This is a genomic window from Stenotrophomonas maltophilia group sp. P373, from assembly GCF_053295075.1.
On record NZ_CM129994.1, the window covers coordinates 1,414,143 to 1,427,176 of the forward strand.

Here is a 13,034-nt window from a genome sequence, read left to right on the forward strand (position 1 = left end):
AGGTGGAATGCGGGGGCAGTTCTGGCGAACCGCCTCGCGGTTCGTCAGAACTGCCCACCGAACGTGAATTGCAGGCGTTCGATCTTGTCATCGTCTTCCTTCTTCAGCGGGAAGGCGTAGCTGATCGAGATCGGGCCGACCGGGGCGCGCCACAGCAGGGCCACACCGGTGGATACGCGCAGCTCGTTGGCCTTGAAGTTGTCCACGCCGGTATACACGTTGCCGAAGTCGACGAAGGCCGACACGCGCGCCGACGGGCTGTCGAACAGGCGCGGGAAGTAGGCTTCCACCGAACCGACGGTCTTCAGCGAGCCACCCAGCGGCTGGCCTTCCGGATAACCAGTAGTGACTTCGCGCGGGCCGAGGGTGTTGTCCTCGAAGCCGCGTACCGAGTTGGTACCACCGGCGTAGAAGTTCTCGAAGAACGGCAGGCCGCTTGCGGTGACGGTGCGGGTGGTGCCATCCGGATTGGTCAGCGTACGGGTGTAGTCCTTGCCGTAGGCATCGCCGTAGCCGATTTCGGCGCGGGTGTTGATCACCAGCGACGGCATGATCGGCCAGTACTTGCTGATCTGGTAGTTCAGCTTGTAGTACTCGATGGTCGAACCCGGCAGCGTGGTTTCCAGGCCCACGCGCTGGTAGGTGCCGCGGGTCGGCATGAAGTAGTCGTTGCGCGAGTCGCGCGCCCAGCCCAGCTCGGTGCGCCAGGCATGGAAGGTGCGCTTACCGACGGCGTTGATGTAGTCGATGATCGACTGCGGGGTGGAGCCCTGGTAGGTGGTGATCTGGTTGCTGTCGATGCCGAACATCAGCGAGACGGTGTCGGTCTCGGTCAGCGGCACGCCGAACACCACCTGCGCGGCACCGTTGGTGCTGTTGTACTGCGCGGTGTTGAAGTCCGAGTAATCCAGTTCGCGCCAGGACAGGTTGTAGCCCAGCGACACGCCGTCATCGGTGAAGTACGGGTTGGTGTAGCTGAAACCGTAGCGCTGCAGGTAGCTGCTGCGCGAGGCTTCGACCGACACGCGGTTGCCGCCACCGAGGAAGTTGTTCTGCGACAGCTGCACCGAGGTGGTCATGCCGTAGGACTGCGAGTAACCCAGGCCGAACACGAAGCTGCCCGAGGTGGTTTCCTTGACGTTGTAGACGACGTCGACCTGGTCGTTGCTGCCGCTGACGGCCGGGGTCTCCACTTCCACCGATTCGAAGTAGCCCAGGCGCTGCAGGCGGATCTTGGAGCGGTCGATCGCGGCCTGCGAGTACCAGCTGTTCTCGAACTGGCGCATTTCGCGACGCATCACTTCATCGGACGTGCGGGTGTTGCCGCGGAACAGGATGCGGCGCACCGACACGCGCGGGCCGGGCACGACCTGCATGTTGATGGCCACGGTCTGCTCGGCGCGGTTGGTGGTCGGGATCGGGTTCACCTTGGCGAACGCGTAGCCGATGTTGGACAGCGAATTGGTGATGGTGTCCGAGCTGAATTCCAGCAGGGCACGCGAGAACGTGTCGCCGGACTTCTGGATCACCATGCGCTCGACGTCCTCCTGCGGGAGGATGGTGTCGCCGCTGACCTTGATCTCGGAGATCTTGTACTGCGCACCCTCGGTCACGCCCGCGGTCAGGAACATGTCGCGCTTGTCGGGGCTGATCGAGACCTGGGTGGAATCGATGCTGAAATCGACGTAGCCGCGATCCAGGTACCAGGAGTTGAGCTTTTCCAGGTCGCCGGACAGCTTTTCCTTGGAGTACTGGTCGTCACGGCGGTACCACGACGCCCAGTTGTGCTCCTTGGACTCCCAGGTCTCCAGGATGTCCTTGCTCTCGAACTTCTCGGTGCCCACCAGGTTGACGTGGCGGATCTTGGCGGCCTTGCCTTCCTTGATGGCGATGGCGATGTCCACGCGGTTGCGGTCCAGCGGGCTCACCGTCGGGGTGATGTCGACGTTGTACTTGCCACGGTCGTTGTACTGGCGGCGCAGTTCCTGGGTGACGCGGTCCAGGCTCAGGCGATCGAAGGTGCCGCCCTCGGTCAGGCCGATGTCGGACAGGCCCTTGAGCAGCTGGTCGGACTTGATGTCCTTGTTGCCAGTCACGGTCAGCTTGTTGATCGCCGGGCGTTCCTTGACGGTCACCACCAGGATCGTGCCCTGGCGGTCCAGCTGCACGTCTTCGAAGAAGCCGGTCTTGTACAGGGCGCGGATCGTCTCGCCGACCTTGTTGTCGGTGATCGTCTCGCCGCGTTCCACCGGCAGGTAGGTGAACACCGTGCCCGAGCTGATGCGCTGCAGGCCATCGACGCGGATGTCGCTGACAGTGAAGGGCTCGGCTGCCTGGGCCAGGGCGGGAGCGCCGGTGACGGCGGCGAGGGCGAGGGCCAGCAGGCGGCGATTGGGGAGTCGCGTCATGTCACGTCCGGTAGGAAGGTCGATTTCATTAGTGCGGGATGCCGACGCTGTAGACGGCAACAACGTGGAAAAGTTCATCGCGGGACCAAGCCGAGGATGTCGTTGTAGAACGCCAACCCCATCAGCCCGGCCAGCAACGCCAGGCCGATGTATTGGCCGGCGGCGATGGCACGCTCGCTCAGCGGGCTGCCCTTGACCAACTCGATAAGGTAATACAGCAGGTGGCCGCCGTCCAAGATCGGGATCGGCAGCAGGTTGATGATGCACAGGCTGAGCGACAGCAGGGCAAGGAACTGCAGGAACCAGTCGAGGCCGCGCTTGGCCGAGACATTGGCCACGCGGGCGATGGTGACCGGCCCGGAAACGTTCTGCAGCGAGGCCTTGCCGGTCACGATGCGACCCATCATGCCCAGCGAGTCGGCGGCCAGGCGGCCGGTCTCGCGCACCGCCACGGTCACCGCATCCAGCGGGCCATAGCGCAGCAGGGTGTCATAGGCGGGGCTGTAGCTGGTGGGGAAGCCGACGCCGATCTGCCAGACCGGATTGCCCTTGCCGTCCTTGCCCTGGCGCGGGGTGACTTCCAGCGCCAGGCGCTCGCCGCCACGCAGGACCTCGATCATTCCCGGCCCGCCGGCACGGCCCAGGGCCTGGATCTCGCCGATCACCTGGTCGACGCTGTCGATGCGCTGGCCATCGATGGCCACGATCAGGTCGCCTGGCTGCAGTTGCCCTGCCACCACGGAGTCCGCAGTCAGCGATTCCACTTGCGCCGGCTGCAGCCACGACTGCCAGTGCAGGCCAGCCAGGATCGGCACCCGCCGCTCATCGAAACCCGCCGGCAGCTGCGACAGCGGCAGGGTGCGCGTGCGTACCTGGTCGGCCGTATCCAGCACTTCCAGCTTCACGTCGCGGCGGTCCATCGCGGCTGCGGTCAGCGCCATGCTGGCCTCGCCGAGGGTGACCACCTGGCGGTCGTCCACGCGCAGCACGCGGTCGCCGCTGGCCAGGCCGGCACTGGCGGCGATGCCGCTGACACGGCCGATGGTGGGCGAGTAATCCTGCTTGCCAATCACGAACATCGCCCACAGCAGCAGGATGCACAGCAGCAGATTGGCGATCGGGCCGGCGGCAACGATCGCGATGCGCTGCCAGACGGTTTTGTGGTTGAAGGCCTGGCCGCGCTCGTGCGGGTGGACTTCGACCTCGCGTTCGTCGAGGAACTTCACGTAACCGCCCAGCGGGATGGCGGCGATGGCGAACTCGGTGCCGTGCCTGTCGCGGCGCGACCACAGCGGCCGGCCGAAGCCGACCGAGAAACGCAGGATCTTGACCCCGCACAGGCGCCCGACCCAGTAATGCCCGAACTCGTGGAAGGTGACCAGCAGCCCGAGGCTGACGATCATCCACCAGACCGATCCGATGAAGTCAGTCATGCAGGCTCACAGTGGTGGGCAGGGGCGGCGGCGTCATGCTGGGCGAGGCGGTCGTTCAGGCGGCGTCGATGGCGTTCAGGGTGAGCTGGCGTGCCCGCTGGTCGGCGGACAACAGGATCTCCAGTGTATCGGCTGGCTGGGTCGGCAGTGTTGAAAGAGCGTTAGCAACCAGCTCCGGGATCGTCAGGAAACCGATCCGGCCCTGAAGAAACGCTGAAACCGCCTCTTCATTGGCGGCGTTCAGCACCGCCGGTGCGGTGCCGCCGGCCTGCATCGCCTGCCAGGCCAGCGCCAGGCAGGGGAAGGCGTCAGTATCCGGGGCCTCGAAATCCAGGCGGCCTTGGGCCAGCAGGTCCAGCCCGGCCACGCCCGATTCGATGCGCTGCGGCCAGCCCAGGCCGACGGCGAGAGTGGTGCGCATGTCCGGCAGGCCCATCTGGGCCAGGGTCGAGCCATCGACGAACTCGACCAGCGAATGGACCAGGCTCTGCGGGTGCACCAGCACCTCGATGCGCTCGCCGGGCACGCCGAACAGGTGGTGGGCCTCGATGACTTCCAGGCCCTTGTTCATCAATGTCGCCGAATCGACCGAGATCTTTGGCCCCATCGACCACTTGGGGTGGGCAACGGCCTGGGCCGGGGTGACCTGGGCCAGTTCGGCGCGGCTGCGGCCACGGAACGGGCCGCCGGAGGCGGTCAGCAGGATCCGGCGCACGCCGGCGCCGTCGACACTGGCATCGCGCGAGCGCAGGCACTGGAAGATCGCGCTGTGCTCGCTGTCGATCGGGATGATTTCGGCACCGGCACGTTCGGCCGTCCGGGTCAGCAGTTCGCCGGCCAGCACCAGCGATTCCTTGTTGGCCAGCAGGATGCGCTTGCCGGCGGCCGCGGCAGCCAGGGTCGAGGACAGGCCGGCCGCGCCGACGATGGCCGCGACCACGGTATCGCAGGCATCGCTGGCGGCCAGCTGGTCCAGCGCGGCCTGGCCGGCATGGGCCTCGGTGGCAAGGCCGGCCTCGCGCAGGCCGTCACGCAGTTCGGCGAACAGCGATGCGTCGGCGATCACCGCGTGCGCGGGTCTGTGCTGGCGGCACAGCGCCAGCAGCGCCTGCACCTGGCGGCCGGCAGCGAGCACCGTGGCCTGGTAGCGGTGCGGGTGGCGGGCGATCACGTCCAGCGTGGAGGCGCCGATCGAGCCGGTAGCGCCGAACACGGCGACCCGGCGCAGGTCTGCAGCAGCATTCATGGTCAGAACCCGAAGATTTCCTTGCCCAGCGCGAACACCGGCACGGCGGCGAGGACGCCGTCGACCCGGTCGAGCACGCCACCGTGGCCCGGGATCAGGTGGCCCGAGTCCTTGGCGCCGGCATGGCGCTTGATCAGGCTCTCGAACAGGTCGCCCAGGACCGAGGCGAACACCGCCACCACCGCGGTGATCAACAGGCCGGGCAGGTGTGCGGCATCGATGCCAGCCAGCCAGCCCAGGCCGAGGGCCACGGCGACACCGGCCAGCAGGCCGCCGAACAGGCCTTCCCAGGTCTTGTTGGGGCTGATCCGCGGCGCCAGCTTGTGCTTGCCGAAATGGCGGCCAGCGAAATAGGCGCCCGAGTCGGCCGCCCACACCAGCGCCAGCGCAGCCAGCAGCCACAGGTGGCCCTGCTGGCCCGGCGGATCGCCGCCGGCATGGATCAGCACCAGCGCGGCCCAGGCCGGGACGATAGCCAGGGTACCGGCCAGCATCTTCAGGATCCGCGAGGGTGCCGACGGCTGTGCACCGAAGTTGAAGAAGCGCAACCAGACCAGCGCGGCCAGCCACCAGGCGACGCCGGCCAGCGTGGTTATCTGGAACAGGACCAGGGTGCTGCCATCGGCCCAGACCAGCAGCACCATCAGCAGCAGGTTCAGCACCAGCAGCACGGTGCGCGCCAGGGTGTCTTCGATACCGGCCAGCTTCAGCCATTCCCACAGGCCGATCAGCAGCACGGCGGCGGCGGCGGCGGCCAGCCATTGCGTGGGCAGCAGCAGGATCGCCGCAATGGCTAGCGGCGCCATGATCAGCGCGGCAAGGACTCGGGTCTTGGTCATGGGCTGGAAGTCTCGGTGGCCAGTGCGGCAATCTGGGCGCTGGTCAGGCCGAAACGACGCTCGCGACCGGCATAGGCGTCGAGCGCCTGCTGCAGCTGCCCGGCGTCGAAGTCCGGCCACAGGGCCTCGGTGAACCACAGTTCGGTATAGGCGAGCTGCCACAGCAGGAAGTTGCTGATGCGGGTGTCGCCGCCGGTGCGGATGAACAGGTCCGGCGGCGGCAGGTCGGCCAGGGCCACCTGGCTGCCCAGCAGCGCTTCGTCGATCTGCTCGGGCAGCAGGCGACCGGCCGCCACTTCGACAGCCAGGGCGCGCGCGGCGCGGGCGATGTCTTGGCGGCCACCGTAGCTGGCAGCGATCGACAGGGTCAGGGTGGTGTTGTCGGCGGTGCGCTGCTCGGCCAGCTGCATGCGGCTGACCAGCCCGGCGCCGAAGCGCTCGCGTTCGCCGATGAAGCGCACGCGCACGCCACGCCGGTGCAGCTCGTCCACTTCGCGGTCGAGTGCACCGAGGAACAGCTTCATCAGCGCGTCCACTTCCTCCTGCGGCCGGCCCCAGTTCTCGCTGGAGAAGGCGAACAGGGTCAGCGCCGGAATGCCCAGTTCAAGGCAGCGCTCGATGGCGCGGTTGACCGCGCGCGCGCCGGCACGGTGGCCGATCACGCGGGGGCGACGGCGCTGCTGTGCCCAACGCCCGTTGCCATCCATGATGATGGCAATGTGGCGGGGCAGGGAGGCAGGCAACGGAGGCGGGACTGAAGGCATCGACTTCAGACCGACAGCAGTTCTTTTTCCTTGTCGGCAACGACCTTGTCGACGTCCTTGATGTTGGCGTCGGTCAGCTTCTGGATGTCGTCTTCGCCGCGCTTCTTCTCGTCTTCGCTGATCGCTTTGTCCTTGACCAGCTTGGCGATTTCCTTGTTCGCGTCCTGACGGATGTTGCGGATCGCGATCTTGGCGCCTTCCCCTTCCTTCTGCACCTGCTTGACCAGCTCCTTGCGGCGCTCTTCGGTCGGCGGCGGCATGTTGATGCGGATCGCGGTGCCCAGCGTGTTCGGAGTGAACTCGGCGTTGTAGAGACCCTTTTCGATCTCCTTGATCATGCCTTTGTCGAACGGGGTGACCAGCAGCGAGTGGGCGTCGGCGTTGGAGATCGACGCGACCTGGTTCAGCGGGGTGCTGGCGTTGCCATAGGCGCTGACCGTCACGCGGTCCAGCAGGGCCGGGGTGGCACGGCCGGTCCGGATGGAGGTGAGGGTGTGCTTCAGAGCGTCAATGCTCTTGGCCATGCGCGTCTGCGCGTTGTTCTTGATGTCGTTGAGCATCGCCCGGTCCTGGATGTATCTGGAATCGGGCGATTATAGGCGAATACGGGACGCTGCCGGGCCTGAATCGGCCCGGTCGTCGCTTTGCGCTCAGGCTCAGGCCGGGTCGCGGCCCTGGACCAGGGTGCCGATGTTCGCGCCGTTGAGGATCTTCAGCAGTTCGCCCGGCTGGCCCATGTCGAACACGCGCATCGGCAGGTCGCTGTCGCGGGCCAGAGCGAAGGCCGCCGTGTCCATCACTTCCAGGCCGCGGCGGATCACTTCGTCGTAGCTCAGGCTGTCGAAGCGGACCGCATCGCTGTGCTTGTTCGGGTCCTTGTCGTACACGCCATCGACCTTGGTGGCCTTCAGCAGCAGGTCAGCGCCGATCTCGATCGCGCGCAGCGCGGCGCCGGAGTCGGTGGTGAAGAACGGGCTGCCGACGCCGGCAGCGAAGATCACCAGGCGGCCCTTTTCCAGGTGGCGGATGGCGCGGCGGCGGATGTAGTCCTCGCACACGTCGTTGATCTTGATCGCGCTCATCACCCGGGCCTTGGCACCCAGCTTCTCGAGGGCGTCCTGCATGGCCAGGGCGTTGATGACGGTGGCCAGCATGCCCATCTGGTCGCCGGTTACGCGGTCCATGCCGCCGGCGGCCAGACCGGCGCCGCGGAAGATGTTGCCACCTCCGATCACCAGCGCCACTTCGGCACCGGCCTGCTGGGCTTCGATGACCTCACGGGCGAGGCGATTGATGATCTTGGGGTCGATGCCGTAGTCCTCGTCTCCCATCAGCGCCTCCCCGGACAGTTTCAGAAGGATGCGGCGATAGGCGAGCTTGGACATGGGGACCTCGGGTGCGTGGAAATCGCGGGCGATTCTACGCGCATGCGGCGTTGTGCCAAAGTGTTTTGTGCACTGCGGCGCAGAATCCGGTGGTTCGCCCGGTCAGCCGGGGCGTCCCGTTCAGCCCAGTTCGGCGCTGGCCGTGGCCGACAGCTCGTCATGGCCCAGCGCCCCCGGCGAGCGGGCGATCACCCGGTTGCGGCCCAAGTTCTTGGAGCGGTACAGCACGTCGTCGGCCGCGCGCAGCAGGTCCTGGACGTCGGCGAAGCGCTCGTAGCCGCCCTGGGTGGCCACGCCGGCGGAGAAGGTGACGAACAGCGGCCCGCCCTCCAGCTCGGCCATCGGCGTGGCGACGATGTTGGCCAGCACCCGGCGGATCACGTCCAGGGCCACGCTTTCGCTGGTGTTGGGCAGCAGCGCGACGAACTCCTCGCCGCCGAAGCGGGCCACGGTGTCGCTGTTGCGCAGCTGGCCCTGCAGCTTGCCGGCGAACGCGCGCAGCACCTCGTCACCGGTCAGGTGGCCGTGGGCGTCGTTGATCTTCTTGAAGTCGTCCAGGTCGATGAAGGCCACCGACAGTGGCCAGCCCTGGCGGCCGGCACGCAGGAATTCCTGCTCCAGCACCGCTTCCAGCTGGCGGCGGTTGAGCACGCCGGTCAACGCATCACGATGGGCCTGGTCGGCCAGGCGCTTGGCGCGCGCCTCGAATTCGTCGGCACGGCGGCGTGCCTGGTCGGCATCCTGCAGTTCGCGCAGGTTGCGCAGCGTGGCCAGTTCCTGCGCATGATCGATCAGCTCGCGCACCCGCGCCGGAGAATTGAGGCCGGCATCGAACAGGCTGGCGATGTCGGGCAGGGCCTCGCTGATGCGGGCCAGCACCTGGTCGAAGCGCGCGCTATCCAGCTCCAGGCGGTCGTGCACCTGCTGCAGGGCGCGCTCGCGCGCGGCATCTGCGTCGCTATCCAGCCAGATGTCGGCCACTGCGCCGGACAGTTGCACGCAGGCCTGGAATGGCGATTCGGCGGCGTCCTCGTCCTCGCTGTGGCTGATGCTCTCCACCAGGTAGCGGGGCAGGCCCCATTGCTCGGCCACCCAGGCGCCGACGTCGGCGTGGCTGCAGCCCAGCGCCTCGCGCTCGAGGGAAACCAGGTCGATGTTGTCGCGTGCTTCGCGCAGCAGCGGCAGGTAGCGCTCCGACTCGGCCTGGGCCAGGCACAGCACGCCCAGGTCCTGCAGCAGTCCGGCCAGCATCAGCTCCTCCAGCCGGCGCAGGCCGCGCGCCTGGCCCAGCTGGCTGGCCGCCAGGGCACTGAGGATGCTGCGCTTCCACGCGTGCTGGCGCAGGTCATGATCGGCGCCACCGCCGGTCAGGCCCTGGGTGACGGTGAAGCCGAGGGCGAGGCTGATCGTGGCGTTCAGGCCCAGCATGGTCAGCGCCTGGCCGAGGTTCTCGATGCGGCGGCGGCTGGCATACAGCGGCGAATTGGCGATGCGCAGCATGCGAGCGCTCAGCGCCATGTCGATGGCGATGATGTCGGCGGCGGTGGCGATGTCCGCTTCCGGGTCCTGAGCCAGTTCGATGATGCGCAGGGCAATACCGGGTGGCGAAGGCAGGTTGCGGCAGAGCGCCAGGGCAGCTGTCAGCTCGGGAGGCATGTCGGGTCGTTCAATTCCATTGGGGCAAGAATACCTAGGAATGCATCACAGTCCGCGATTTTCGTTCCTGCTAAGTGACTGAGGATTCCCTGCGACTGAGTATCGGCTTGATTCGAGCGCAACGCAAAGGTGCCGGTTGTGCGCACCAACGGTGCGCACCCACCGGTGGGCCATGGGTTAATCCCTGGGCCCATGCATAAAAAAAGAGCCGCGGTTTCCCGCGGCTCCTTCTGGTCGTTTCACAGCCGAAGGGCTGGAATCAGACCTGCATCGCCTTGGCAACTTCGGCGGCGTAGTCTTCCACCACCTTTTCGATGCCTTCGCCGACGATCAGCAGCTTGAAGCCTGCCACGTCCGCGCCAGCGGCCTTGACCACCTGCTCGACGGTGGTGTCGCCCAGCACGTAGGTCTGGCCGTACAGGGTCACGTCGCTGACGATCTTGTTGATCTTGCCGCTGATGATCTTTTCCAGGATGTCGGCCGGCTTGGCCTTGTCCTTCTCGGTCATCTTGGCCAGCTCGATTTCCTTTTCCTTTTCGACGAACTCGGCCGGAACGTCCGCAGCCTTGTTGTGCGGCGGCTTCAGCGCGGCCACGTGCATCGCCAGGCCACGGGCCAGCTCGACGTCGCCGCCGATCAGGTCGACCAGCACGCCAACCTTGCCGTTGGTGTGGACGTAGGCACCGATGTTGCCGGTGGTGTCGACCTTGACCATGCGGCGGATCTGGATGTTCTCACCCAGGGTCTGCACGGCGGTGGCGCGGGCTTCTTCAACGGTGCGGCCGTCGGCCAGCGTGGCGGCCTTCACGGCTTCGACGTCGGTGGCGCCCGATGCCAGGGCAGCGGCAGCGACGGCGTTGACGAAGGACTTGAAGTTGTCATCGTTGGCGACGAAGTCGGTTTCCGAGTTGACTTCGACCAGCACGGCCTTGCCGCCGTCCTGGGCCAGGCCCAGACGGCCTTCGGCGGCCACGCGGTCAGCCTTCTTGTCGGCCTTGGCAGCGCCGGACTTGCGCATGGCTTCAGCAGCGGCGTTGATGTCGCCGTTGGCTTCGGTAAGCGCCTTCTTGCATTCCATCATGCCGGCGCCGGTGCGCTCGCGCAGTTCCTTGACCAGGGAAGCAGTGATTTCCACGGGATTACCTCACGAAAGAAAGGGGTTGGGCCGGCATGGTGGCCGGCCCGTGTGACACGGTCCTGTCACGCGCCAGGGGCTGCGTGCAGGGAGGGTGGACGCCGGGCGTCCACCCGGGGCCTGGATCAGGCCTGGGCGTCGTCGCCCTTCTTGGCAGCCTTCTTGGCCGGAGCGCGGCGGGCCGGCTTCTCTTCGCCTTCAGCAGCGGCTTCAGCGAACTCTTCCTCGCGCACCGAAGCGGCGTGCGGGGCAGCGGCCTTGCCTTCCAGCACGGCGTCGGCAGCGGCGCGGGCGTACAGCTGCACAGCGCGGATGGCGTCGTCGTTGCCCGGGATGGCGTAGTCCACCAGTTCCGGGTTGTAGTTGGTGTCGACCACGGCGATGACCGGAATGCCCAGCTTCTTGGCTTCCTTGATCGCGATGTCTTCGTGGCCGATGTCGATCACGAAGATGGCGTCCGGCAGACGGTTCATGTCCTTGATGCCGCCCAGCGAGGCTTCCAGCTTGTCGCGCTCGCGACGCAGGCCCAGCACTTCGTGCTTGACCAGCTTATCGAAGGTGCCGTCGGTTTCACCGGCTTCCAGTTCCTTCAGGCGGGCAACCGACTGCTTGACGGTACGGAAGTTGGTCAGGGTGCCGCCCAGCCAACGCTGGTTCATGAACGGCATGCCGCAACGCTCGGCTTCTTCCTTGATGGTTTCGCGGGCGCTGCGCTTGGTGCCCAGGAACAGGACGGTGCCGCGCTTCTGGGCAACCGACGAGATGAAGTTCATCGCATCGTTGAACAGCGGGACGGTCTTTTCCAGGTTGATGATGTGGATCTTGCCGCGGGCGCCGAAGATGTACGGAGCCATCTTCGGGTTCCAGTAGCGGGTCTGGTGGCCGAAGTGGACGCCGGCTTCCAGCATCTGACGCATGGTGACCTGGGGCATTGCAATACTCCTGATATGGAACCAGCGATTCCGCCCGCGGGATAGGTATGCGGGACGCGTGGAAGCGCGATCGGTTCCGGGGTTGGGCTTCCCTGTTGCCTCCGTGGCCGAACTCCTCGCGGAGCACCCCGGCACGGATGGGGGCAGCAGGTGTGGATTCACCGGTGACGTCCGGTGTGGACGGGCTCCCGCGCACGCAGGCGGCAGGAATCCGGTCGATTATAGCCCGCTGGGGGCGTCCGCTGCAATTGCAGGGTCAGATGCGGCCAGATCGACCTCGCGGCCGTCCTGCAGACGGGCCCGGAAGTGGCCGCCCACATAGCCATCGGGGCGGGCAGGCAGGGGCCAGCGGCGTTCATGGCCTGCGAGGATATAGCCGGCCAGCCCGGCCACCAGCAGCGACGATTGGCCGTCGGCCGCTATGAATCGCAGATCGTGCAGGCGGCCATGCAGCGTACTGGAATTGCTGAGTCGCAGCATGGCCTGAGGCCCAAGTGCCTCGACGCGGGCCTGCAGCCGGGCATGCAGCGCTGGCGCCGCTGGGCTGCGGAACAACGGCAGCGAGTAGCGGGGCAATCCCGGCAAGGCCGGCGCCAGTACGATCCGATAGGCCTGTTCACCCACCGATGCTGGCGGACCGGCTGGCAGCAGCCAGACGCGCTGGGTGCTGCCAGGGGCCAGGTCCAGCCGCGCAGGGCTGACCCGGATCCGGTCGCTGGGCTGCAGTCGTTCGGCGTCCAGTTGCTGCTCCCAGGCCAGCACCTGCACCTGCCCCTGCCAGCGGCCGGGCCCCGGATTGCGCAGCCACAGTTCCGCGCGGCCGCCTTCGGCGGGTAGCTGCAGGGTGGTCGGCAACAGCTCCAGCGCCGCCGAGGGCTGCGCCAGCAGCAGTCCAAGCAGGATCAGCAGCGCGCGCATCAGTAGATGAGGGTCACGGAAGGCATTGCGCTGTCGTCTGTCGCCGGTGGTGCGAGGTCGTGGACCTGGGGCGGCACCTTGGGGGCGTCACTGCGCTGGTGTGGCGCCGCGCAACGGGGAGCGCCGGCATCGTCGCTGCAGGATTCGACCACGGTCAGCCGGATCTGCAGCGTGCTGCTGCGCGGTTCGGCGCGGGCCGGCGTGCCGGCGACCAGCATCGCCCCGATCAGAAATGCGCGAACCACCTGCCACCCACCGTGCTGAAAGACTCGCTGCGCGGTATCGGCCGGATGCGCCGCAACTGTAGCGCCGAGCCCG

General features: G+C 66.9%; 12 protein-coding genes. All 12 read right to left on the bottom strand.

What is annotated here, in order from left to right:
* Positions 1 to 44: 44 nt before the first annotated feature.
* Positions 45 to 2,408, bottom strand: a complete 2,364-nt coding sequence (gene bamA / locus ACSYHF_RS06490; RefSeq protein ID WP_053497093.1) for an outer membrane protein assembly factor BamA — start codon at positions 2,406 to 2,408, stop codon at positions 45 to 47.
* 74 nt (positions 2,409 to 2,482) lie between these two features.
* Entirely contained in the window at positions 2,483 to 3,841 is a 1,359-nt protein-coding gene (gene rseP / locus ACSYHF_RS06495) for an RIP metalloprotease RseP (RefSeq protein WP_061480177.1), read from the bottom strand.
* Between the two features lie 55 nt (positions 3,842 to 3,896).
* Entirely contained in the window at positions 3,897 to 5,087 is a 1,191-nt protein-coding gene (locus tag ACSYHF_RS06500) for a 1-deoxy-D-xylulose-5-phosphate reductoisomerase (RefSeq protein WP_138952850.1), read from the bottom strand.
* A gap of 2 nt (positions 5,088 to 5,089) precedes the next feature.
* Positions 5,090 to 5,926 (bottom strand): phosphatidate cytidylyltransferase, encoded by an 837-nt coding sequence (locus tag ACSYHF_RS06505; protein ID WP_061480179.1) that lies wholly within the window; start codon positions 5,924 to 5,926, stop codon positions 5,090 to 5,092.
* Positions 5,923 to 6,690: a polyprenyl diphosphate synthase gene (gene uppS, locus ACSYHF_RS06510; protein WP_447576187.1), complete on the bottom strand. Its 768-nt coding sequence runs from the start codon at positions 6,688 to 6,690 to the stop codon at positions 5,923 to 5,925. The genes ACSYHF_RS06505 and uppS overlap by 4 nt, the downstream gene beginning before the upstream one ends.
* 5 nt (positions 6,691 to 6,695) lie before the next feature.
* On the bottom strand, positions 6,696 to 7,250 hold the full coding sequence (frr, locus tag ACSYHF_RS06515; protein ID WP_005415853.1) for a ribosome recycling factor: 555 nt from the start codon (positions 7,248 to 7,250) through the stop codon (positions 6,696 to 6,698).
* Between the two features lie 96 nt (positions 7,251 to 7,346).
* Positions 7,347 to 8,075 carry a UMP kinase gene (pyrH, locus tag ACSYHF_RS06520; RefSeq protein WP_005415854.1) on the bottom strand — a complete coding sequence of 243 codons (729 nt, stop codon included), beginning with the start codon at positions 8,073 to 8,075 and terminating at the stop codon, positions 7,347 to 7,349.
* Between the two features lie 120 nt (positions 8,076 to 8,195).
* Positions 8,196 to 9,731 (bottom strand): sensor domain-containing diguanylate cyclase, encoded by a 1,536-nt coding sequence (locus tag ACSYHF_RS06525; protein WP_447576188.1) that lies wholly within the window; start codon positions 9,729 to 9,731, stop codon positions 8,196 to 8,198.
* Between the two features lie 259 nt (positions 9,732 to 9,990).
* Positions 9,991 to 10,866 carry a translation elongation factor Ts gene (gene tsf, locus ACSYHF_RS06530; protein ID WP_005415856.1) on the bottom strand — a complete coding sequence of 292 codons (876 nt, stop codon included), beginning with the start codon at positions 10,864 to 10,866 and terminating at the stop codon, positions 9,991 to 9,993.
* Positions 10,867 to 10,991: 125 nt separating this feature from the next.
* Positions 10,992 to 11,798, bottom strand: coding sequence for a 30S ribosomal protein S2 (gene rpsB / locus ACSYHF_RS06535; protein ID WP_111177147.1), 807 nt, complete (start codon positions 11,796 to 11,798; stop codon positions 10,992 to 10,994).
* Positions 11,799 to 12,017: 219 nt separating this feature from the next.
* Positions 12,018 to 12,716 (bottom strand): fimbrial biogenesis chaperone, encoded by a 699-nt coding sequence (locus ACSYHF_RS06540; RefSeq protein ID WP_005415857.1) that lies wholly within the window; start codon positions 12,714 to 12,716, stop codon positions 12,018 to 12,020.
* Positions 12,716 to 12,961 (bottom strand): hypothetical protein, encoded by a 246-nt coding sequence (locus ACSYHF_RS06545; RefSeq protein ID WP_238562382.1) that lies wholly within the window; start codon positions 12,959 to 12,961, stop codon positions 12,716 to 12,718. The genes ACSYHF_RS06540 and ACSYHF_RS06545 overlap by 1 nt, the downstream gene beginning before the upstream one ends.
* Positions 12,962 to 13,034: the final 73 nt, after the last annotated feature.